The following is a 19,661-nucleotide window of genomic DNA, read 5'->3' as shown; positions in this document are numbered from 1 at the left end:
CAGTAACAGTGAATAACAATACGTCGGTAAGGCTACAGGGCAACCGTGACGTTGCGCAAATGAGCTGCGTTTGGAGGGCTGCACGTCCCGCGACCACGGGACAAAGGTGCATAAATTGCAAGATGACGTTAACCCTTTCGCTCTATCCACAGTTGATAGAACAAAGGGAAACCTATGCCGCTTAAGCTCTCTCTTAAACCTAGCGAGGCCGTCATCGTTAATGGCGCGGTTATGCGAAATGGTGAGCGCCGTGGCATTATGGTGCTTGAGAACAAAGCGCGCGTGATGCGGGAGAAAGACATTGTTTTCCCCGAAGCGGTTCAGACCGCAGCCGAGCATGCTTACTTCGCTTTGATGCAGCTTTATCTGACGGGTGAGACGTCCGGGGCAATATATGACGATGCTATCGTCTCGCTCTGTGATATTGTACTGGGCACAAAGGATGACCTCGTCGCTCAGCGTGTTCAGGATATTGCGATCTCTGCAGCAGCAGGCGACACCTATATGGCGCTTTCCAAATGCCGAAAACTCCTAAAAGTTGATGGAGGGCGTGATGGCTGACTTGGCTAGCCTGGATATGGTGGGGTCTGGTGCACAAGCCTCCTCAATGAGCGAGGCAATTTCCCTCTTACAGTCTGGCGCGGCAGAGCAAGGGCTTTCTCTTGCTTTGGGGGATCGCGTAATTGCTTTTTCTGCTGATGACATCGCGAGTGGAGGAGCCTTGCAGAGATTGTTGGGATTGCAGCGCGTGTTGAACACCTTGCGTGTGCCACGACAGGATAAGGTTCAGCCTCTGCGTTCTGGCAAGCCGGTCTTGCATCCGCGTGTGGCTGAAATCCTCGACGCCCTGCGCTAAAAGGACTATGGCGAATTTTCCGATCTAATGGGGCTTTGCCATGTCTGGTGAGTTTATCACTGTCTTTATCAGTGCCTTCGTCACGTTCTTTGTTTTGATTGATGCCATTGGCGTTGCGCCAGTGTTTGCCTCTCTCACAGTGAAGGGGGACGGGGCTTATCGGCGTTCGATGGCGATCCGTTCGGTTTTAGTCGGCACGCTGATCATTTTTGGTTTTGCGTTTTTTGGGGCATGGCTGCTTGGAGCCCTCCATATCAGCATTGATGCCTTCCGTGCGGCTGGCGGTATCCTTCTGTTTCTGATCGCGCTGGATATGGTGTTTGAAAAGCGCACAGAACGGCGCGAAAATCGCGCTGAAAGCGTTCTGGCTGATGAAGATGAAAAAGGCGCGCTGGACGATGTTTCCGTCTTTCCTATCGGTATTCCCATGCTGGCCGGACCGGGATCGATTGCCACGGCTATGCTGTTCATGTCCGAAGCGTCCGATTGGACGATTAAGGCGGCAGTCCTTTCTGCGATCGCGATCAATATGGTGATTTGCCTTCTGGTTTTCCTGGCCGCTGGACCGATTGTCCGGGCACTGGGTGAAAGCGTTGCTGGCGCGGTGACTCGGATTTTCGGCGTAATCCTGGCGGCGCTTTCAGTGCAGCTTTTGATTGATGGCATCAAAGGCGCATTTGGTCTGGCTTAGAGGCTTGCTCCTTTAGCGGATATAACGGCTGAGCGTCTCCGCGCGGGTAATGGTCGATAGCATTGTCATGATCAGGGCGATGCCGATTGCTGCAATCGCCATGATCTGAAGCACCAGCTGTGTTGTCCACTTCACGCCGATTTGGGCGAGTTTTAGCGTATTGGGGCCAAGTTCACGAGTAAGGGCAACCGCTCTATCCCCGCCAGCCCTTGTGACGAGAAGAATGCGGCGCATGTCTTCCGGGCTGCCGGTTTGTTCAACCAGCGTGACCGCACCTGTGGTGCTTGTCAGGTCAGCCAGCGTTGCGATTGTCTGCATGTCTCTTTTCAGACGTTCCAGGGCGGCGGGTTCAATTGCGGTACGATAATCCTCAATGATGCGTGCCGAACGCTGATCGAATGTCAGCACAGGTTCAAAGGCCAGGCTTAGCTGCTGACGCAAACGGTCAGCGGGTAAAGCGTCCTCAACGCGCGTGCGAAGGTAGTTGTCGAATCGAGGGTCGAGACGGCTTGCGCGCCGTGCGGTTAGCAAAACGGTGACCCCCTTTTCAAAGATATCACTATCGCTGCCTTGATCGGCTCTGGACATCAGGCCCAACGCGCGCAGACGAAGCTGAATATCATCAACACCGCTCCCCCCGAGCCAGCTCTGGCTGCGGCGGACGAGATCTTCAGTATCGCCGAGAATGGAGAAGCGACTGCTTGTCGGCAGAGCCGCGCCGAGGTCACTCAAAGCGATTGTCGGCGTTGTCTCGGGCATTGCTTCAACAGTTTCAGGTTCAGTTGCGCTCTCTGTATCCAGATCTCCGATCTCTGGGGTAGGCGGTGGTGGTGGCGAGACCGCGCGCTGATAATTTGCCCTGACATTATCGGGCAGGAAAAGCAAAGCGGCGCGGACAATGCGCTGGTCCTGTGTGCCACTTTCCTCGGTTGCAGCAGCGGCGCGCACAGCGCGGGCATCATCTTCATTCAGCATTTGCGGCGCAGCCAGCAAGTAGCCCCGCGCGGCTGAGAAAGCGCGCTCTGTCACGGTTTGATCAATGCGCGAAGCCCAGCTTTGGCGCGCAGTCGTATCAGACAGGCGTAAGGCCTCGAAAGCCTTGTCGATCTCTGCGCGGGTTTCGGTGCGGGCTTCAATACTGTTTGGATTGGTGATGGCGGATGTTGTGAAAGCCGCAATGATTGTATTGGCGGCAAGCACAGGCAGAAGAAGCGCCAGAGCATTGAACAGCAGCGCTTGTCGCCAGGTTGACGGGCGAACTCGCTTGCCTTGTCGCCAACGCGAAGCCATGGCTGGTTCCTTTACTCAACACCTAGCATTATAGCGCCCGAATCACACCAAATTAGCAAGTGCTAGATGACAGGCAATCTGTATACAGGCTTATTGTTCAGTCCATATCCCGGCATATTTCTGCTTGTGGGCAAAACCAAGGCCAGTTTAGTGTTTGTGCATGTCTGTTGCGCTTTCCATTCTTGATCCCTCACCTGTCTTTGAAGGGCGCTCGGCGGCGCAGGCCTTGGATGAAACGCGCGCGTTGGCGCAGGCCGCAGACGCTTTGTCTTACCGATCCTATTGGGTGCAGGAGCATCATAATGCGGCGAGCTTTGCCGGCAGCGTACCTGAGGTCCTGATGGCAGACCTTGCCGCTCGAACCTCGCGGATCATACTTGGCTCTGGCGGCATTATGCTGCCCAATTACTCCCCCTTGAAAGTCGCTGAGATCGGTCAGGCCTTGAATGCGCTCTATCCCGGACGAATCGAGATTGGCTTAGGCCGTGCTACCGGTGCAGACCCGAGAGCCTCTGCGGCTTTGCTGGGGCCGGGTGCGCAGACCTTTCCAACCATGTTGCGCATGGCGATGGATTGGTGGCTGGATGCCAGTGGCGAGCAGGCTTTGGAGGCTGACCATCGCGCCAAAGGGATTGCCGCGCGCCCGTCTGGACCGAGGCCGGATCTATGGATGCTGTGCTCTTCCTCTGAATCGGCTGCGTTCGCCGGGCAAATGGGTTTAAAACTCGCTTTTGCTGATTTCCTCGCGCCTGAAGGGGCCGCGGCGGCTTTGGCGGCTTACCGGCAGGCCTTTGAGCCATCACCTTTTGCGGCGCAGCCTTATGCTGCTATTGGTCTGGTCGCTTTGGCCGCTGAGACTGAGGCAGAGGCGGAGCGGTTGTCCGCGACAGTCAAAGCTTGGTCACTCAGCCGTGGGGCAGGGCTATTCCGTCCCTATCTCACCGCGGATGCCGCGCTTGCCAAACTTGAAGAAGCACCATTGGAAGCACCGCCTAATCGTGCTGTTATTGGGCGGGCCGAGACAGTCGCTGAGCGCCTGTTGGAAAAGGCCCGCGAAGCGCAGGCAAATGAACTTTTCGTCCTAACAATTGCTGAGAGCCCAGAAGCTCGTATCGCTAGTTACAGTTTGCTTGATCAGGCCTGGAAGGCTTTATCCTAAAAGACGAAGCTGGTTTCTTTCTCAAACCCAGGCAGAACCGGGGGACAGCACTCAAACGCATCACGCGAAGACACAGTCTCGCCAGCGCGCGTATAGATGCGGGCGGTTCCAAGCTTGCTGGTCTGGCGCACGACGACACCAAGGCGGCCGCCTTCAGATAGCTGGTCGAGCCATGCCTGCGGTACGGTTTCGACCATGCCGTTGATCAGAATCACATCGAATGGCCCCTGACTGGGCATACCAGCGGCGAGATCACCTTTCACGGCAACGGCGTTGTCAAGCGTGGTGGCCGCAAAGCGCTCTGTAAGACGGTCCACGTTTTCGTCTGCATCTTCAAGCGCAATTACCGCTTCACCCAACTTTGAAATCAAGGCGCTGCTATAGCCAGCGCCTGCACCGATGACCAAAGCGGTATCGGAGCGTTTGATGTTCAGATTTTTGAGTATCTTACCGAGATCACGCGGCGTCCACATCGCGCGAGATTCGCTGAGTTCCATTTCATGCTCGGAATAGGCGATTTCCTGCATGGCCTTGGGCACGAAGTTTTCACGCGGTGTATAGAGGAAAGCTGCAACAATAGCGGGCTCTGTCACATCGTTTACCCGCACTTGCGAGTCGACCATGATGCGGCGTGCTTTTTCGAAATCCATCTTGGAACCCTCGTCCTGCCTCTATCTATCTGCGCGCCATAGCGTGTGGTGCGCGTCGGTGCAATATGGCCTTATGCGCAGATGCAAGTCCAATTGCGTGATTTACCCGATTGCAAGCCTGCGCAGGCACTGCTATGGCACCGCTTCACTTCGGCGGCTCTGTGGCGGAGTGGTGACGCAGCGGATTGCAAATCCGTGTACGCCGGTTCGATTCCGGCCGGAGCCTCCAACCCTTTCCTGATCATGATATTACGGACTTATACGTGGTTTTGGCGGCTATTCGGCGCGTATGGTGAATCCTTTCTTACGTGCAAGACAGAGATTGCTAACGGGTCGTTAACTATTGTGCTGGATAAGGTTAACTGTCTTCATTTGGAGACACCCACCATCACCCAATGCCTCGGCGGGACTGTTGTCCCGCCATTTTTTTGCCTGATGTATGACATTCCCCGTTTGACAGGAAAATGGCCTCTGGTATGACACCGCTTCGTTGGTGATCCGCGATAGCTCAGTTGGTAGAGCAGGCGACTGTTAATCGCCCGGTCGTAGGTTCGAGTCCTACTCGCGGAGCCACTCTTTCACTCATAATGCATGTTGCTCCAGAAACGGCTTTAGTTTCCGGTTAAAGATGGCGATTTCGCTGAGATGCTTAAGGGCAGTCAATTCAAGAACTAGACTCTATACTCGTGAGGCAAGGGTCTCGGAGTATGAGCTAATAATTGATTTTTGGAGCGGGCGATGAGATTCGAACTCACGACCCCAACCTTGGCAAGGTTGTGCTCTACCCCTGAGCTACGCCCGCGTCCTGAATGGGTAAGTCGACTGAATGTCTCGTCAGCCGAAAGCGCGATAAAGCCGAAAAAGACGGGGTCTGCAAGGGGGTATTTGCGGCGATGTGCAGAAGATGTGTGGATTGTTTGTGCGCCATGCCGCGCTCAATCCGTTTGAAGCACAATTTTGATGACGGCTTCGCCATAGCGCTTGGCCTTTCTCTCTCCGACCCCTGAAATCAAGCGCAATTCATGCGCATCGCGCGGGCGATTCTGCGCAATCGCGGCCAGCGTTCGATCATGAAAGATAACATAGGGCGGTTTGGCAATTTTTCGGGCGATTTCAGCGCGCCAGGTTCGCAACGCTTCAAACAGATCGCGGTCGCGATCCGATAAGTCTGCGAAGGCGGCTTTTGCCGTGGCGCTTGCTCGGCCCTTGCGGGTGCGGCGCGCAGTTGGGTCTGTGCGCAATGCCAAAGCCTGCTCACCACTGAACAGGCGTTTTGCTGCGTCATGATCGGGGACATAGAGGAACGGGCGCGTGGGCTCTCCACCCTCGCCTAGAAGGCCCTTAAAGAGGAGTTCATCAAACACCATGGCCCACCCCGTTTTGGGGAGGTCTGTACCAATACCATAGGTGGAGTGGCGGGACAGGTCCTGGTCGAAATCGTCTTTAGCCTGTCCCATCAGGTGGATCAGGATGCGTGTGCGCCCGATCTTTTGACCACAGCGCAAGACAGCCGAAACGGCCATTTGCGCATAGCGCGTGACATCATGGTGCTCGCTCGGGCCTGCGCGGCACATATCGCATTCCCCGCAGGGGGCAGTGTCTGTTTCCCCGAAATAGGTCCGGATAGCTGCACGGCGGCAGGTCTCGCCATTCAGGAACGCGAAGAGTTGTCGCGCCTTGGTGATCTGGACGCGCTTGATGGCTTCGTCTGCATCGCTGTCATGGGCCCACATTAAGGCGCGGCGCAGGTCGGCGGGACCATAGAGGGCAATCCCTTCGGCAGGCTCACCGTCACGCCCGGCGCGGCCAACCTCCTGCCAATAAGCCTCAATAGACTTCGGGCTGTCGGCATGGATGACAAAGCGTACGTCAGGCTTGTCGACACCCATGCCGAAAGCGACGGTTGCGCACATAACAATGCCATCCTCAAGGAGGAAGCGGCGCTGGTTTTCCGCCCGCGTATCCCCATCAAGGCCTGCATGATAAGCGAGGGCCGTAATACCATTATTGGTGAGGGCTTCAGCGATGCTCTCGGTCGCTTTGCGGCTTGCGGCATAGATGATCCCGGACTGGTTTTCCCTCTGTGTGATCAGACGGATCAGCGTGTCGGTTCGGTTGCCCGATTTGGGTTCAGCCGAGAGGATGAGATTGGGGCGGTCGAAACTCGCGACATGGACGGCGGCGTCATCAAAGGCGAGCTGGCTCAGGATATCGCGGCGCGTTCGCTCGTCTGCTGTAGCTGTCACAGCGATTCGCGGGACGTTTGGGAAGAGAACCTTGAGGCGGCCTAGGGCGCGATAGTCGGGGCGGAAGTCATGGCCCCATTGGCTGACGCAGTGCGCCTCGTCGATTGCGATGAGTGAGATGTTTAGCCCAGTCAGGGCGTTTGCAAGGCTGCTCGAGAGCGCCTCTGGCGAGACATAGAGGATGTCCATCTCGCCATTGGCAGCTGCGGCCAGAGCTGCGCGGCGCTCATCAAAGGAAAGCGAGCTGTCCAGGCGCTCCGCGCGGACGCCGACCGCCTTGAGGGCTTCGACCTGATCAGCCATCAGCGCGATTAGCGGGGAGACGACCAGACCGACGCCCGGTCGAAGGAGGGCCGGGATCTGATAACAGATCGACTTACCACCCCCGGTTGGCAGGACGGCGAGCACGTCTTTCCCGGCAAGGGCGTCAGCAATGACATCCTGTTGCAAACCCCGAAAGGCGTCATAGCCGTAGACCCGCTTGAGCAGATCAAGCGCGGCGGAGAGATCCTGTGTGTCTCCATAGTCGGGGCGGCGTGCCGGAATAGCCATAATGCATACCCGTGGGCAGACTCGGCATGCGGGGCAATCTGTTGATAGGTCTTGAGTTACGAAAAGTCAGTTCAACCGAATTGCGCCTGTAGGGCATCAATCATCCAGGTGTGGCGCTCTGCGACTTTAGCGGCCTCGGCCTGGTAGCCGCCGCCAAGGGTTGTGGCGAGGGGAATGCCTTTGGCGTGGCAGGTTTGCGCCACCAAGGCTTCGCGGGCTTGGAGGCTGGTATCTGAGAGGTTGAGCAGGCCAAGGCGGTCTTCATGATGAGGATCAACGCCGCCATTGTAAAAGATGAGATCGGGCTTGGCGCGATCAATCGTGGTGTTCAGGGCCGTTGTTGCGGCAGCAAGGTAAGCTTCATCGCCCGTGTCTTTCGGTAGCGCGAGATCAAGGTCAGATGGAGGCTTTGTTCGCGGCCAATTCTCCGCGCAGTGCAGGCTGGTTGTGAAGACGCGCGGGTCATCTGCAAAGATGAGCGCTGTCCCGTCACCGTGATGGACATCAAAATCGAGGATAGCGATTTTCAAGTTCGGCTGTTCCGCCAGCAAAGCAAGGGCGGCGACCGCGACATCATTGAAAACGCAGAAGCCAGCCCCGCCATCGGGTCCGGCATGGTGACTGCCTCCAGCAAGCGTAGCGGCGGCCCCGGTTTGTAGGGCTCGATGCCCGGCCAATAGCGTCCCGCCGCAAGAAGCCCGTGAGCGTGCTGCAATTGCCGGGGTCATCTCGAAACCAATCTTGCGGGCATCCTTTCGGTCAAGCCGGGAGGTGAGAACCGCATGAACATAATCGGGGTGGTGCGCACGCTCGAGATCGGATTGGCTGGCATGGTCCGGTGTTTCGAATAGGTGCCCTTTGGCGTGCAAAAGCTCGGCTACTAGCGAGTATTTGCGCATGGGGAAGCGGTGGCCATCATCAACACTGGTCGCGTCATAGTCTGGATGGTGGATGATGGGCAGCATAGGCGGGATATGGGGTAATGGCGCAAAAAGTCAGGGCCTGGAAGGCATCACCCGTTGGGGGCATATATTTTTCTCAAAACGGCGCTAACCTATCGGTCAAGTCAGGGAGTTTGATCGAATGCGGTACGTATTGGCAGGATTAGGGGTCGCTATGATTGTGGCTGGGCAGGCGAATGCGCAGACGGCACCCATGTTCGACCCTGAGACGCGTGCGAGTATTTCAACGCAGATTCCGATGCCTGAAATCAGTTCTGCCATTAGCTCTTTTGTCAGTGATGGGACAGGGGGAGAGACTTTGCTAACAGTGGCAAGGGCTGGGCATCGCGATGCGGCAAAAGTCTTGGCGCGTGAATGCTTGCGTGGTCGGACCTGCGTAACCACGCGCGGGGAAAGCCATGAACTGCTCATTGCTGCCGCACAGACCGATTATGCTTCTGCTCAGACTCTGGCGGGGCTTTACCGTGATGGGGAATGGGGTGGGCAGGCTTATCCCGTACAGGCGGCCAAATGGATCATGCATGCCGATAAGCTTGGATCTACGAGCGCAAGATACATGCTCGATAGCTTGCCGATTGAGGCTGTTCGCGAGGCTGGCGCGATACATTTGTTGCCGCCGCCGCTTGAACCTGTTGAGACTGTACAGGGCCCACCGCAGGCAGAGGAGGAAGACGGTGGTCTTTATTCAATGGATGATGCGGAAATTGAAGCGCTCGCAGACTTCATTTTCGGTACTGGGGGAAGCGGCGGTGATGTCGAGCCACCGCATCTTGAGTGGCCTGGGAAAGCGGAAGGGTTTCCGATTTTTGTCGATACCGGGTTGAGCGATGTGGGGGACGCAGCAGCATCCTGTACCGTTGCGGCGCAACCTGTTCTAGAAAATCTTCTGGCGCGGACAAAAGCGGATAAGTCAGACTTGGGTGCCTATGCGCAGTTGCAAATTGAGGCACCCCTCATGGAATCTTATTTTAGCGCGCTGAACAATCCAGATTTGAATGGTGGCTTTGAGGGTGCAGCGGTAAATGCAGCTCTGGAACAGCATACAATGTTTAGAGATACGGGCAGTCAGTATGGCCCTGAGCCGAAGTATTGCGAGGCTAATTTTACCCAATTCATGGTGGATAAGGCGATCGCGAAAGCCCGCGCTATAGACTGATCAGTGAAAGGATGAGTGCTTATTTTGGGCATTTCAGTGCGCACTGATTCTGGGATTTGCACAATCAATCCGACCGAGACTTTGCCTGTGCAATAAAGCGGTATGGCGGGGAAACCACTCAAACTTTGGACACGGCGGCATACGCTGGAGACGCAATTGCGTCTGGCACTGGGGCAGACTTGTGTTCAGGTTTCTAAGGCGATCGGGTTTGCGCATACAACCGTGAAGAAGCGCGCGGTGAAGGAAAACCTGCACGCGCCCTTGAGTGTTGAAGTGCAGCTGGGACTGGTTGATGAGTTGCGGCGGCTAAAGGCGATTGAGGCCTTTCTGGATGCTGAAACCGGCAGCGCGCAAGCCAAGCGCGCAATTGATGAGCTGAAAGCCCTGAAGGATCAGAGCGCACCTGAAGGGGGGAGTTCGGCCATGATGTCGATCAAGAAAATCAAAGAGATGAGTGATGCCGAACTGGACGCGTATCTGGAGTCCCTGGTTCCGGGATTGGAGACAAAGGCCGCTGACGGGCTGGAGCCGTGAAGAGCGGGAGTTTTTGGCGCAGTATCCGTTTCTGAAGACAGTGCAGGCCGCGCAGAAACCCCCGCCAGATGTAACGAACTGGCGGAACTGGTTGTTTCTGGGTGGACGGGGGGCAGGCAAGACGCGGGCCGGGGCCGAATGGGTTCGGTTTGCCGTCAATCATTGCGGGGTCGGGCGTGTAGCGCTGGTCGGACCAACCCTGACGGATGTGCGCGAGGTGATGATTGAAGGTGTTTCTGGCCTACGCCATCTGGGAAACCTATCGGATGCGCAGCCTGTGTATCATGTCTCCCGCCGGACTTTGGAATGGCCGAATGGGGCTGTGGGGCAAGTCTTTTCCGCTGAGGATGCTGACAGTCTGCGCGGCCCACAATTTGAAGCGGCGTGGTGTGATGAGATTGCCGCCTGGCGTGAGGGCGAGGCGGTCTGGGATACATTGCAAATGGGTTTGCGGCTGGGTGTGCATCCCCAATGCGTGGCGACGACGACGCCGCGCCCCGTGCCTTTGGTGAAGCGGCTGGTGGATGGTGAAGCGGTTCTGACACGAGCCGCGACCAAAGATAATGCGGCGTATCTGGCGAGTGGCTTTGTTGAGGCAATGGAAGCGATTTATGGGGGGACAGCGCTGGCGCGGCAGGAATTGCTTGGAGAACTGCTGGATACACCGGAGGGCGCAGTCTGGACGCGCGGCATGATTGATCATACGCGGGTGACCGTGCCGCCAGAGCAGTTTGAGGATATTATCGTGGCGGTTGATCCACCAGCCACGAGCGGGGCCAAGGCTGATACATGTGGGATCATAGCAGCAGGGCTTGCGATTGCCGAGGGGTTTGGACGGCGCTGCTTTGTGCTGGCGGATGGGTCAGTGCAGGGCTTGCGCCCACTCGATTGGGGCGCGCGGGTTGGCGCTTTGGTGCGCTCAGTTGGTGCGCGCGCGGTCGTCGCCGAGGCCAATCAGGGCGGGGAAATGGTACGCTCGGTTCTGGAAAGCGCGGGATGTGATGTGCCAGTCCTGTTGCGCCATGCGAAGCTTGGCAAACGGGTTCGGGCTGAGCCTGTGGCGGCGTTTTATGCGCGAGGGGACGTGGCGCATGTCGGTGTACTGGCTGAGCTGGAAGACGAGATGTGCCGGTTTGGCGCGGCGGGGTTTACCGGATCGCCGGATCGTGTCGATGCGCTCGTCTGGGCGGTCACGGCACTGATGCTGGAAGGCGGGCAGGGGCCGCGCGTGCGTGGCTTCTAGCGGCCTGTCCGGAAGGCTTTGCGCCCGAGATATTTGTTCTTCTTAGGGGCTGTCTCAGTGGCTTTGGGGGCTTCAGTTGGGGCGGCGGACGCGGTTACTGAACCGGACAGGATCGCCCGGACATGGCGCAGAGCCGAACTGCCTGTGTTGACCTGAATCTCTTCTGCGCCCGGATCGAGGCGGCGGGCCAGGAGTTTGACCTGATGCGCCGTCAGCGTGTCGAGGCATTTCTTAAACACGTCATCGCCGAGGGCCGCTTTCAGAGCGAGCAGGTCATCCTTGCCTTGCCCGGCAGCATTGAGCTGCTTCCTGGCAAGTTTGACGGCGGCTTGAGACAGATCAGCCGGTTTGACCCGGTTAAACAGGTCTTCGCGTTCAAGAATGGCCTTGAGGGCGGCTTTGCCATCGATGGTGAGGCTCATGAGGCTGACTTTCAGGCGGCTTCAGATGTGGTCTGCGCGGCGAGTCGCGCCTGTACTTCCTGATAGAGCATGTTGATGGTGGTCAAGGCTTCACCCTGCCATTTCTGGGCAAGGGTCGGGTTGGCGCCAAGCTCAACCGGGTTCGCGGCGAAGTCAGCACTGTTCGGGACAACGGTTTCGAACATGTCGTATTCGATGTCCGGATCGCTGGCGCCCTCGCGCATGGCGTGGAGGACAGCCTGTTGGTGCGGGGAGTTGTCATACTTGGTGGCGAGAACGACAGGCACGCTAGACAGACCACGTTTCTTAAGGCTCTGGATAATGTCCCCGGTAAAGAGGTCGAGGCCGAGCGTCGACATGAAGTCCGGAATGGTCGGTACGATGATCAGGTCACTGGCCGAAAGGGTGGCTTCTGTCATCGCGGAGATGCCGGGTGGACAGTCACAGATCACGATGTCGAACTGTTTGCGCAGGTCGGCCATATCCTGTCGCAAGCGCAGGCCGACACGACCCTCAATCGCGGTCATGGAATAGCCTTGCTCGGTCAGGATATAGATCAGCTCTCGCTCAGCGCGACGCAGGCCCGGCGTGGCTGGAACCAGAGACAGATCGAGCCGTTTACCCATATAGGAAACATCGCTGGCATTCGGCACGATGAACTTGTTCATGTGCGCGAAGCATTCGCCAAGGAAGTTCTCACGCAAATAGTCAGAGACATTGGTATAGTCGTTGATCGCCTGATAGAGCCGCTCGTCGCCATCTTCGCCATAGATCAGGAGGGAGGCATTCGCCTGACTGTCGAGGTCAACAACGAGAGTCTTGAACCCCTCTGCCGCAAAAGCCTCTGCCAGTGATACCGTGGTTGTGGTTTTGCCCACACCGCCCTTTGAATTGGCTATAGAAATGACTCGTCCGAGCATGTCGGCTCCTTTGCATCTGAATTCTGCGTGGGAAATGCCACGCATGCGGGCCAGACCTTCCACTTTGTTGGATAGACAGCCCCTTTATCCCCATAGCTAAGCCCGCGAATGCTTAAGCGGATATGAATCAATCCGACCGGGACGAAGATTGGCGTAAATTGCCTACAGTTCAGAGAAATGAGGTGAGGCGATGAGATTACCCTGGTCAAAACCGGAGGCGAAGTCGGCTGTATCCATGGTTGCGCTGGCACAGTTGCCGGGCGCGGTCTGGGGGCGGGGGGATGCAGCCTCGCTAATGCGGGATGGCTTTGCCGGAAATGCGGTGGCGTATCGCTGTGTGCGCATGATTGCCGAGGCTGCGGCGAGCATTCCGCTGCGCTGTGGTGATCACGCCGTAGCCCGCCTGATCCGTGAGCCGAATCCGGATGAGACGGGGCGGACCCTTTTGGAGCGGCTTTATGCCGACCTGCAGATTACCGGCAATGCCTGGGCCGAGGCGGTAACGCTTGATGAGGAAGAAGCGCCGCGTGGGGTTTTCGCCCTGCGGGCTGACACGGTTCGCGTCATGCAGGACGGGCAGGGGCATGTCTCAGGCTATGCGGTTCGTGCCAAGCGCGGTGAACGTATGATCGGGCGAGAGATGGATGGCTGGAGCCCGGTCCTGCATCTAAAGCTCTATCACCCCTCTGACCCGCATTATGGCCTCTCGCCGCTTGGCGCGGCGCGCAAAGCGCTCGATTTGCACAATGGGGCTGCGGGTTGGGCAAAAGCGCTGATCGATAATGCGGCGCGGCCAAGCGGTGCGCTGATCTATGGCAAGGATGGCGCGCGCCTGAGCGATGAGCAGTTTGATCGTTTAAAAGGCGAGTTGGCTGATGGGCATGCTGGGGCGGCCAATGCCGGACGCCCTTTACTTCTGGAAGGCGGGCTGGAGTGGAAACCAATGAGCCTCAGCCCCGCAGAGATGGATTTTCAGGAGGCGCGCAATGCGGCGGCGCGGGAGATTGCGCTCGCCTTTGGCGTGCCGCCCATGCTGCTCGGCATTCCGGGTGACAATACCTACTCGAATTATCGAGAGGCCAATCTCGCCTTCTGGCGGATGACCGTTTTGCCGCTCGTCACGAAGGTGGCAGAGGCAATCTCTGTCTGGCTGTCAGGGCGGTTTGAGGATGTGTGCCTCATGCCCGATCTGGATGAGGTGCCAGCCTTTGCTGATGAACGCGCAGCACTTTGGAGCCGTATTTCAGCGGCTGAGTTCCTGAGTGATATAGAGAAGCGAGAGATGCTGGGGCTTGCCCCTCACTCTTCCTTGCCTTCGCCAGCATAGAGCCAGACAGAAGCTTCGGCAGCGTATTCCATGCAGAGGCGCGGAGCTTTGGGGAAGTGTTTCCGGCGATCAAGCTGGTAGGCCATGCTCTTTTTCATCTGGGTCATACGAGCCTCAGAGATGGGATAATCCTTGGCCTGCATGAAGTCGCCAAGCGCGTATTGCGGATAGGCCATGTCCCAGTCGCGAACATAGATGCCGCGCATCGTGCCGCGACCATAATAGGCCTCGCCACGCTGGCGTCCGGTCAGGTCATCGCGAGCGAGGAGTTCGGTGAACGCGATCTCGCTGTCGGATTCAGGATCAGATTTATAGGCAGCGTCCCAAAGGACCTGAAAGGCCTCATCCGAGAGCATGGCTTTTTCCGGTTCTGGCTCCGTCACAACCGGGGCTGTGCTGCAGGCTGCAAGAGCCGTGAAGGTAAAGACAATGACAGAATTTTTCATGCGCGACCTCTCCTCAATTGTGAGGGCAGGGTGGCGGCAATTGAAGGCGGGGGCATCCCCCCTCGGGGTTATGATGGTAGAACGAAAACTGACATATGGGTTTTTATTGGCGCTGGCCATTCAGACGGGCGCAGCCCTGTTATGGGCCGGGGCAGCGATGCATCGGATTGAAGTGCTGGAACAGCGCGTAGAGGCTGCCCAGCCTGTTGCCGAACGCCTGGCGCGAGTTGAGGCGCAGATCGAAGCCGTGCGCAGTCAACTCGACCGGATTGAAACCAAGGTCGATCAGCTTTGATCCTTCGACAGGCTCAGGATGAGGTCAAACGCGTGCCTAATGGGTGCTTGTTGATCGAAGGTTATGCCTCTTTGTTCGGGGTGGCGGATCAATCCGGGGACGTCGTGCGGGCCGGAGCCTTTGCGCGGAGTTTACGGCGGGGCGGTGTTCCCATGCTGCTGCAGCATCGAAGCGGGGCTGTGGCCGGGCGCTGGGTCCGGATGATTGAGGATGGGCGGGGCTTGTTCGTGCGCGGTCTGATTGAGGGTGATGGCGCGGCGCGTCTGGTGCGTAAGAGCGCGCTTGATGGTCTGTCGATTGGGTTTCGCCCGCGGGTCTGGACCCCGCGTGGGGAACGGGGGCGCACGCTGGCCGACGTGGATCTGGTCGAGGTGTCACTGGTGGCTGAGCCGATGCTGCCTGCAGCGCGGTTCGTGGTGGTTTAGGTCAAAGGAGAAAAAATGACCAAGGAAGTCAAAGCAATGGACGGTGAGGGCAAGGTGCTGGCCGCTGAAATGATGGCGGCGTTTGAAGCCTATAAGGCGACAAATGATGAGCGCCTTGCCGAGATTGAACAGAAGGGCGCAGCCGATACGCTGCTCGATGAAAAGCTGCGCAAACTGGACAAGCGGCTGGATGCGCTAAGCCTGAAAGCGGCGCGTCCGGCTGAGGGGGTGAGTGCGCCGGAGGTGCGCGAGCATAATGAGGCCTGGGGCCAATATCTTCGCAAAGGCGATGAAAGTGGTCTGGCGCGGCTCGATACCAAGGCGCTGTCGGCGGGTACCGATGAGCAGGGGGGCTATGTTGCCCCGCCGGAGCTCGATCGCCTGATCGAGGCGCGCCTGATGCAGACGAGCCCAATGCGCCAGATTGCGACCGTGCGCCAGACGTCTGCGGGGGTTTATCGCAAGCCGGTTTCACTGGGTGTTGGGGCGCAATGGGCGGGAGAGGTGGCCCCGCGTCCAGAAACGACGACAGCGGGGCTCAGTCTGCTGGAATTCCCGGCGGGCGAACTCTATGCCATGCCAGCGGCGACGCAGACCCTGCTGGAAGATGCCTATGCCGATGTTGATGAATGGCTCGCCGATGAGGTTGAGGCGGCGTTCTCAGTTCAGGAAAGCGCGGCTTTTGTCTCCGGCGATGGGATCGGCAAGCCGAAGGGCTTTCTCGATTATACAATTGTCGATGAGAGCGCGCATGACTGGGGCAATATCGGCTCGGTTGCTGGGGACTTTACGCAGACCAATGCCGGGGATCAGCTGATTGACCTGATCCATACGCCGAAATCGCAATTCCGGGTGAATGGGCGGTTTGTGATGAATCGGCGCACGGCGGCTGTGGTGCGGAAACTGAAAGCGGCGGATGGGCATTATCTGTGGGCACCGGGCGCGGCGGGTGAAGCGGCAACCGTACTCGGCTATCCGGTGACGGAGTTGGAGGACATGCCAGATATTGGCATCGGCAATGCTGCGATTGCATTTGGGGATTTCCGGCGCGGTTACCTGATCGCGGATCGACAGGGTGCGCGCGTCCTACGTGACCCCTTCAGCGCCAAACCTTATGTCCTGTTCTACACGACCAAACGTGTCGGCGGCGGCGTCCAGAACTTCGACGCGATCAAGGCGATGGTGTTTTAAACGAAAAACAGGATGTAATTATTGTTTTTCAATAAATATCCTTGCTTTTTTAGTTTGAATCACCCATAATAAACTCATGGAAATTGAGACATCTAATAAAGGTGCACATTCAATCATTGATGTGCACATGAATAGGAGCACAACAGCAGTGTCACACCTTATCACACTTTTTGCCCTAGTTTAGGCATCCAATTTTCATCTCATGAGTTAATAGCTTTGAAAGGAGGCATGAATTATGCTTATGAATAATTATTGCATGACAACGCCCTTCGCAGGGCATGCAGAAAGTAAGGGTTTAGTCGCTATGAAACTAAGTGGTTGCACCGACGAATTTCGTTTGCTAGACCCGATTCCAGACGAGGGGGCGAACGTTATGGTTGATAAGTTCAGTCATAATCTGAGCCGAAAAGTGGAGGCCGTGATGGCGCGTAAAGTTGAAGGCTGGGACTAAGCCTGGCCCAAGGCTAGACTGTTGTCTCTGCCGTAGAAGCCTCGGTCGAAAGACCGAGGTTTTTTATTGGGGGTAATATGACTGGTGCAAGCGATCAGAGTCAAAAAGACATTGTGGCCCTTTTAGAGAATGGCCTTAGTGTTTCAGTAGAACGAGTACCGACTGACTGGTTACCTCTAGCGATCACACTAGCCATCGGCATAGCAACTATAGGGCTGATTTGGTGGCAATTAAGAATCGCTAATGCGCAACTTAAAACAGCTTTGAACTCGGTATATGTATCGATTTTAGCGAATAACCAAATCACTAGTGCTCAAAGACGATTAGCTGCGGCCGATTTCATCATGAAATTGGAGACAGATGCAGAATACCTCAAAGCGAGGCGTGAATTTGCAATTTTGAGAGAGCAATCGCGTGATGGCACCAACAAAATCGAGGAACTATTCAAAACTCGGTATGAGGAACAGAAGAAAGTTAGTGACGGTGCTGAGCAGCCAGAAGATTTGGCTGATATAGAAGATGCGTATCAGCGGGTGGTAAATTATCTAAATCTCCTCGAACACATGTCCATCCAAATTCAGCGAGGGGCTTATGATGAGGAAAGCCTCCGCTTATGGCACCGAGGTGCTTACATAAGAAATGTGAAAGTTGCTTTGAAAGGAATTCGGTATCTCCGAGAACGCAACAATAGAAGTGCGGTCTTCGAGCAGGCAGAATTTTTGGCTCACGCATGGGCCGACGGATCAGAAGAGTGTGGTGGATTCGACAACAATACCGGACGCTCTCAGAAATTATGCGAAGAGGCAAAAGACAAACTTCGTCTGTTGCTATCGGACCTTGAACAAGACCTACCCAGTACCATCGAATAAGAATAAGTTGTACTCTGGCCCGCAGGACTTTGTCGGATCGCTTCTAGGGATACGAATAATTGAAATAGAAGTCTGAATCGAACGCTCAGACAAATTCAAGGAAAACCAAAATGACAAACCTGACGGTGATTTCACCGCCAGCGGGGGAGGCTGTGTCTCTGTCGCAGGCGAAGGCGTTTTTGCGGATTGGGCATGATGGGGAAGATGCACTGGTGTCTGACCTGATTGGACAGGCCACTGCGCGGGTTGAGCAGGCGGGAGGACTGGCCCTCATCACGCGCACTGTGCAGGCGGTCTGGTCGCGCTGGCCGCCAGATTTGAACGGACGTGGCGCGCGTTTGCCAGTCGGACCGGTCAGGGCGTTGCAGGCAGTCAATCTAATCGATGAGAACGGGGCGGTTTCAGATGAGACCGCCCGTTTTCGTTTGGATTGTGGCCGCTTGAGCTTGCGCCCGTGGAGCATGGTGCCCGGCATCCCGCCGGGCGGGCAGGTTGAGATCGTGTTTGAAGCCGGGTTCGGCCTGGCGAGCGACGTGCCCGATGACCTGATTGAGGCGGTGCTGCTGACCCTGCAGGAAACCTATGAGCGGCGGGATACGGCGCTGCGTCGCGTGCGTGATGAAGGGCCGCTGCCTGAGCGAGCCGAGGCCATCCTGCAAAGCCGACGGGGGGTGAGACTATGAGTTTTGATGGATTTGTTGCCAGCGCTGAAGCGGTGATCGCTGAAACGGTCTTGCGGGTGTTGCGGGATGGATTGGCGGTGCGCGAGGCTTTGGGCGATCCGGCACGCGTGGTGGATGGCGAAACGCGGGTGGAAGCCTTTCCCTATGTGCGGCTAGAGCGTCATGAGGTTCGGCCCGGTGATGCGGTCAGCCCGCCCAGGCATGAGCATGTTCTGCAATTTGTGAGCCTGTCACGCCATAGCGGTCTTTCGGAAGCGAAAGGTATTCTGGGCGCTTTGCGCGCCGCGATTGAGGCAACGGATTGGTCGGACGAGAGCGTGCCCGGCCAAAGGATCGTGACGGCCATGGTGACCTATAGCGATGTCATGCGCACGCGCGATCGACGGGCTTATCGCGGCGTGTTGCGGGTCAAACTGATCACGGAGGTGCTCCATGCAGGGGGATGACCCAAGAACCGTAGTGAATGAGGTTCTACAAGATGTTTTGCGTGAAGTTCTGGACGAACAAATCGAGCGCTTGATTGAGCTGCTCCTGAAAGAGATCACCGGGATCAATGCGCAAATCCTGCAACTTCAGACCGGGATTGAACTGGCCGCGAGCGCGCGCGGGGCGGTTGGGGCATCTGGGGATTTGTCTGAACTGATTGCAGCGGCAACAGCGCGGGGTGGGAGGTTTTTCTAGTGCAGAATTTTGATGATGTCCGCTTTCCGCTTGTACTGGCGCAGGGTGCGCGCGGTGGTCCGGAGCGCCTAGTTGAGGTTTTGAAACTGGCGAGCGGACGAGAGGTTCGCGGGAGTAGCTGGGCAGGCTCGCGGCGGCGATGGGATGTGAGTGGAGCAGTCGATACGCTGGACCGATTATATGAGATCATGGCCTTCTTCGAAGCGCGTCAGGGGCCGCTTAAGGCATTTCGGTTTCGCGACCCGTTGGATCATTCGAGTGCGCGCCCTGGTGTGGACGTAAGCGCTCTGGATCAGGTTTTAGGGCTTGGTGATGGAGTGCAGACCCGGTTCGCGCTGCGCAAGGCCTATGGTGATGTGTGGCGGAGCATTCGCCAGCCGGTTGAGAGTAGTGTTCAGGTCGCGCTTGATTTTGTGACGGTGGTGAGCGGCTGGCAGGTAGAGGAGCATGAGATTGTGTTTGATGTCCCGCCCGCGGTCGGTGTTGCCGTTTCAGCCGGGTTCGAGTTTGATTGTGTCGTGCGGTTCGAGAATGAGCGCTTTGAAGGCGTTGTCGAGGCCATGGGGACAGGCCGCGCAACACGTATCGGTCTTGTAGAAGTGGTCTGAAATC

Annotated in this window: 24 protein-coding genes and 3 tRNA genes; 19 read left to right on the top strand and 8 right to left on the bottom strand. The window is 57.0% G+C overall.

Features of this window, described 5'->3' with window-relative positions; translation table 11 throughout:
• Positions 1 to 174: 174 nt before the first annotated feature.
• Genes RYZ27_RS08320 through RYZ27_RS08310 form a run of 3 tightly spaced genes read left to right on the top strand, consistent with a single transcriptional unit; the run spans position 175 to position 1,547 of the window.
• Entirely contained in the window at positions 175 to 561 is a 387-nt protein-coding gene (locus RYZ27_RS08320) for a flagellar biosynthesis repressor FlbT (RefSeq protein ID WP_406679028.1), read from the top strand.
• Positions 554 to 856, top strand: a complete 303-nt coding sequence (locus RYZ27_RS08315; protein ID WP_406679027.1) for a hypothetical protein — start codon at positions 554 to 556, stop codon at positions 854 to 856. Before RYZ27_RS08320 ends, RYZ27_RS08315 begins: the two co-directional genes overlap by 8 nt.
• Before the next feature lie 40 nt (positions 857 to 896).
• Complete coding sequence (locus RYZ27_RS08310) at positions 897 to 1,547, top strand: MarC family protein (RefSeq protein WP_406679026.1); 651 nt, start codon at positions 897 to 899, stop codon at positions 1,545 to 1,547.
• 12 nt (positions 1,548 to 1,559) lie between these two features.
• Here the strand turns inward: RYZ27_RS08310 and RYZ27_RS08305 are convergent, their stop codons facing one another.
• Positions 1,560 to 2,837, bottom strand: a complete 1,278-nt coding sequence (locus RYZ27_RS08305; protein WP_406679025.1) for a hypothetical protein — start codon at positions 2,835 to 2,837, stop codon at positions 1,560 to 1,562.
• 160 nt (positions 2,838 to 2,997) lie between these two features.
• On the opposite strand from RYZ27_RS08305, the gene RYZ27_RS08300 reads away from it, so the two are divergent.
• Complete coding sequence (locus RYZ27_RS08300; protein ID WP_406679024.1) at positions 2,998 to 3,996, top strand: MsnO8 family LLM class oxidoreductase; 999 nt, start codon at positions 2,998 to 3,000, stop codon at positions 3,994 to 3,996.
• Here the strand turns inward: RYZ27_RS08300 and RYZ27_RS08295 are convergent.
• Positions 3,993 to 4,646 carry a protein-L-isoaspartate O-methyltransferase family protein gene (locus RYZ27_RS08295; protein WP_406679023.1) on the bottom strand — a complete coding sequence of 218 codons (654 nt, stop codon included), beginning with the start codon at positions 4,644 to 4,646 and terminating at the stop codon, positions 3,993 to 3,995. The genes RYZ27_RS08300 and RYZ27_RS08295 overlap by 4 nt on opposite strands.
• A 155-nt stretch (positions 4,647 to 4,801) precedes the next feature.
• On the opposite strand from RYZ27_RS08295, the gene RYZ27_RS08290 reads away from it, so the two are divergent.
• Together RYZ27_RS08290 and RYZ27_RS08285 are read left to right on the top strand one after the other, a co-directional pair.
• Positions 4,802 to 4,875 (top strand) — tRNA-Cys (locus RYZ27_RS08290).
• Between the two features lie 268 nt (positions 4,876 to 5,143).
• A tRNA-Asn gene (locus RYZ27_RS08285) sits at positions 5,144 to 5,219 on the top strand.
• A gap of 154 nt (positions 5,220 to 5,373) precedes the next feature.
• Here RYZ27_RS08285 and RYZ27_RS08280 read toward each other — a convergent pair.
• From RYZ27_RS08280 to RYZ27_RS08270, 3 genes are all read right to left on the bottom strand, one after another.
• A tRNA-Gly gene (locus RYZ27_RS08280) sits at positions 5,374 to 5,448 on the bottom strand.
• A 133-nt stretch (positions 5,449 to 5,581) separates the two neighbouring features.
• Complete coding sequence (gene recQ / locus RYZ27_RS08275) at positions 5,582 to 7,444, bottom strand: DNA helicase RecQ (RefSeq protein ID WP_406679022.1); 1,863 nt, start codon at positions 7,442 to 7,444, stop codon at positions 5,582 to 5,584.
• Between the two features lie 71 nt (positions 7,445 to 7,515).
• Positions 7,516 to 8,409: a histone deacetylase gene (locus tag RYZ27_RS08270; protein WP_406679021.1), complete on the bottom strand. Its 894-nt coding sequence runs from the start codon at positions 8,407 to 8,409 to the stop codon at positions 7,516 to 7,518.
• Between the two features lie 118 nt (positions 8,410 to 8,527).
• Here RYZ27_RS08270 and RYZ27_RS08265 point away from each other — a divergent pair, with 118 nt between their 5' ends.
• The 3 genes from RYZ27_RS08265 to RYZ27_RS08255 all read left to right on the top strand — a co-directional run bounded on the left by RYZ27_RS08265 (position 8,528) and on the right by RYZ27_RS08255 (position 11,339).
• On the top strand, positions 8,528 to 9,562 hold the full coding sequence (locus RYZ27_RS08265; protein ID WP_406679020.1) for a hypothetical protein: 1,035 nt from the start codon (positions 8,528 to 8,530) through the stop codon (positions 9,560 to 9,562).
• Positions 9,563 to 9,664: 102 nt separating this feature from the next.
• Entirely contained in the window at positions 9,665 to 10,096 is a 432-nt protein-coding gene (locus RYZ27_RS08260; RefSeq protein ID WP_406679019.1) for a hypothetical protein, read from the top strand.
• Positions 10,020 to 11,339 carry a DNA-packaging protein gene (locus tag RYZ27_RS08255; protein ID WP_406679018.1) on the top strand — a complete coding sequence of 440 codons (1,320 nt, stop codon included), beginning with the start codon at positions 10,020 to 10,022 and terminating at the stop codon, positions 11,337 to 11,339. The genes RYZ27_RS08260 and RYZ27_RS08255 overlap by 77 nt, the downstream gene beginning before the upstream one ends.
• On the opposite strand, the gene RYZ27_RS08250 is transcribed toward RYZ27_RS08255, so the two are convergent.
• The gene (locus tag RYZ27_RS08250) at positions 11,336 to 11,761 is read right to left on the bottom strand and encodes a hypothetical protein (RefSeq protein WP_406679017.1); all 426 of its coding nucleotides are present in this window, start codon (positions 11,759 to 11,761) and stop codon (positions 11,336 to 11,338) included. The two genes, RYZ27_RS08255 and RYZ27_RS08250, sit on opposite strands and share 4 nt — an antisense overlap.
• 11 nt (positions 11,762 to 11,772) lie before the next feature.
• Positions 11,773 to 12,681, bottom strand: a complete 909-nt coding sequence (locus RYZ27_RS08245; RefSeq protein WP_406679016.1) for a ParA family protein — start codon at positions 12,679 to 12,681, stop codon at positions 11,773 to 11,775.
• A gap of 190 nt (positions 12,682 to 12,871) precedes the next feature.
• Here RYZ27_RS08245 and RYZ27_RS08240 point away from each other — a divergent pair, with 190 nt between their 5' ends.
• On the top strand, positions 12,872 to 14,008 hold the full coding sequence (locus RYZ27_RS08240; RefSeq protein ID WP_406679015.1) for a phage portal protein: 1,137 nt from the start codon (positions 12,872 to 12,874) through the stop codon (positions 14,006 to 14,008).
• Here RYZ27_RS08240 and RYZ27_RS08235 read toward each other — a convergent pair.
• A complete protein-coding gene (locus tag RYZ27_RS08235) occupies positions 13,981 to 14,454 on the bottom strand; it encodes a hypothetical protein (protein ID WP_406679014.1) in 474 nt (157 codons plus the stop codon). The genes RYZ27_RS08240 and RYZ27_RS08235 overlap by 28 nt on opposite strands.
• Between RYZ27_RS08235 and RYZ27_RS08230 the strand changes: the two genes are divergently transcribed.
• From RYZ27_RS08230 to RYZ27_RS08190, 9 genes are all read left to right on the top strand, one after another.
• Entirely contained in the window at positions 14,438 to 14,749 is a 312-nt protein-coding gene (locus RYZ27_RS08230) for a hypothetical protein (RefSeq protein WP_406679013.1), read from the top strand. The genes RYZ27_RS08235 and RYZ27_RS08230 overlap by 17 nt on opposite strands.
• Positions 14,746 to 15,174, top strand: a complete 429-nt coding sequence (locus tag RYZ27_RS08225; protein WP_406679012.1) for an HK97 family phage prohead protease — start codon at positions 14,746 to 14,748, stop codon at positions 15,172 to 15,174. The genes RYZ27_RS08230 and RYZ27_RS08225 overlap by 4 nt, the downstream gene beginning before the upstream one ends.
• A gap of 15 nt (positions 15,175 to 15,189) precedes the next feature.
• On the top strand, positions 15,190 to 16,365 hold the full coding sequence (locus RYZ27_RS08220) for a phage major capsid protein (RefSeq protein ID WP_406679011.1): 1,176 nt from the start codon (positions 15,190 to 15,192) through the stop codon (positions 16,363 to 16,365).
• A 235-nt stretch (positions 16,366 to 16,600) separates the two neighbouring features.
• Positions 16,601 to 16,816 carry a hypothetical protein gene (locus tag RYZ27_RS08215; protein WP_406679010.1) on the top strand — a complete coding sequence of 72 codons (216 nt, stop codon included), beginning with the start codon at positions 16,601 to 16,603 and terminating at the stop codon, positions 16,814 to 16,816.
• A gap of 77 nt (positions 16,817 to 16,893) precedes the next feature.
• Positions 16,894 to 17,685 (top strand): DUF4760 domain-containing protein, encoded by a 792-nt coding sequence (locus RYZ27_RS08210; RefSeq protein ID WP_406679009.1) that lies wholly within the window; start codon positions 16,894 to 16,896, stop codon positions 17,683 to 17,685.
• Positions 17,686 to 17,795: 110 nt separating this feature from the next.
• Positions 17,796 to 18,368, top strand: coding sequence for a phage head-tail connector protein (locus tag RYZ27_RS08205; RefSeq protein ID WP_406679008.1), 573 nt, complete (start codon positions 17,796 to 17,798; stop codon positions 18,366 to 18,368).
• Positions 18,365 to 18,814: a DUF3168 domain-containing protein gene (locus tag RYZ27_RS08200; RefSeq protein ID WP_406679007.1), complete on the top strand. Its 450-nt coding sequence runs from the start codon at positions 18,365 to 18,367 to the stop codon at positions 18,812 to 18,814. Before RYZ27_RS08205 ends, RYZ27_RS08200 begins: the two co-directional genes overlap by 4 nt.
• On the top strand, positions 18,801 to 19,049 hold the full coding sequence (locus tag RYZ27_RS08195) for a hypothetical protein (protein ID WP_406679006.1): 249 nt from the start codon (positions 18,801 to 18,803) through the stop codon (positions 19,047 to 19,049). The genes RYZ27_RS08200 and RYZ27_RS08195 overlap by 14 nt, the downstream gene beginning before the upstream one ends.
• Positions 19,049 to 19,657: a TIGR02217 family protein gene (locus RYZ27_RS08190; protein ID WP_406679005.1), complete on the top strand. Its 609-nt coding sequence runs from the start codon at positions 19,049 to 19,051 to the stop codon at positions 19,655 to 19,657. The genes RYZ27_RS08195 and RYZ27_RS08190 overlap by 1 nt, the downstream gene beginning before the upstream one ends.
• Positions 19,658 to 19,661: the final 4 nt, after the last annotated feature.

It is taken from the genome of Hyphomonas sp. FCG-A18, from assembly GCF_045287255.1.
In the GTDB taxonomy this organism is placed as follows: domain Bacteria; phylum Pseudomonadota; class Alphaproteobacteria; order Caulobacterales; family Hyphomonadaceae; genus Henriciella.
Note: the sequence above shows the minus strand (reverse complement) of the source record. Positions and strands in the feature narration are given on the sequence as shown.

Coding starts and splice junctions, on each gene's coding strand:
- RYZ27_RS08320 (WP_406679028.1), top strand. CDS start 175: ATGCCGCTTAAGCTCTCTCTTAAACCTAGCGAGGCCGTCATCGTTAAT.
- RYZ27_RS08315 (WP_406679027.1), top strand. CDS start 554: ATGGCTGACTTGGCTAGCCTGGATATGGTGGGGTCTGGTGCACAAGCC.
- RYZ27_RS08310 (WP_406679026.1), top strand. CDS start 897: ATGTCTGGTGAGTTTATCACTGTCTTTATCAGTGCCTTCGTCACGTTC.
- RYZ27_RS08305 (WP_406679025.1), bottom strand. CDS start 2,837: ATGGCTTCGCGTTGGCGACAAGGCAAGCGAGTTCGCCCGTCAACCTGG.
- RYZ27_RS08300 (WP_406679024.1), top strand. CDS start 2,998: ATGTCTGTTGCGCTTTCCATTCTTGATCCCTCACCTGTCTTTGAAGGG.
- RYZ27_RS08295 (WP_406679023.1), bottom strand. CDS start 4,646: ATGGATTTCGAAAAAGCACGCCGCATCATGGTCGACTCGCAAGTGCGG.
- recQ (WP_406679022.1), bottom strand. CDS start 7,444: ATGGCTATTCCGGCACGCCGCCCCGACTATGGAGACACACAGGATCTC.
- RYZ27_RS08270 (WP_406679021.1), bottom strand. CDS start 8,409: ATGCTGCCCATCATCCACCATCCAGACTATGACGCGACCAGTGTTGAT.
- RYZ27_RS08265 (WP_406679020.1), top strand. CDS start 8,528: ATGCGGTACGTATTGGCAGGATTAGGGGTCGCTATGATTGTGGCTGGG.
- RYZ27_RS08260 (WP_406679019.1), top strand. CDS start 9,665: ATGGCGGGGAAACCACTCAAACTTTGGACACGGCGGCATACGCTGGAG.
- RYZ27_RS08255 (WP_406679018.1), top strand. CDS start 10,020: ATGCCGAACTGGACGCGTATCTGGAGTCCCTGGTTCCGGGATTGGAGA.
- RYZ27_RS08250 (WP_406679017.1), bottom strand. CDS start 11,761: ATGAGCCTCACCATCGATGGCAAAGCCGCCCTCAAGGCCATTCTTGAA.
- RYZ27_RS08245 (WP_406679016.1), bottom strand. CDS start 12,681: ATGCTCGGACGAGTCATTTCTATAGCCAATTCAAAGGGCGGTGTGGGC.
- RYZ27_RS08240 (WP_406679015.1), top strand. CDS start 12,872: ATGAGATTACCCTGGTCAAAACCGGAGGCGAAGTCGGCTGTATCCATG.
- RYZ27_RS08230 (WP_406679013.1), top strand. CDS start 14,438: ATGACAGAATTTTTCATGCGCGACCTCTCCTCAATTGTGAGGGCAGGG.
- RYZ27_RS08235 (WP_406679014.1), bottom strand. CDS start 14,454: ATGAAAAATTCTGTCATTGTCTTTACCTTCACGGCTCTTGCAGCCTGC.
- RYZ27_RS08220 (WP_406679011.1), top strand. CDS start 15,190: ATGACCAAGGAAGTCAAAGCAATGGACGGTGAGGGCAAGGTGCTGGCC.
- RYZ27_RS08215 (WP_406679010.1), top strand. CDS start 16,601: ATGCTTATGAATAATTATTGCATGACAACGCCCTTCGCAGGGCATGCA.
- RYZ27_RS08210 (WP_406679009.1), top strand. CDS start 16,894: ATGACTGGTGCAAGCGATCAGAGTCAAAAAGACATTGTGGCCCTTTTA.
- RYZ27_RS08205 (WP_406679008.1), top strand. CDS start 17,796: ATGACAAACCTGACGGTGATTTCACCGCCAGCGGGGGAGGCTGTGTCT.
- RYZ27_RS08200 (WP_406679007.1), top strand. CDS start 18,365: ATGAGTTTTGATGGATTTGTTGCCAGCGCTGAAGCGGTGATCGCTGAA.
- RYZ27_RS08195 (WP_406679006.1), top strand. CDS start 18,801: ATGCAGGGGGATGACCCAAGAACCGTAGTGAATGAGGTTCTACAAGAT.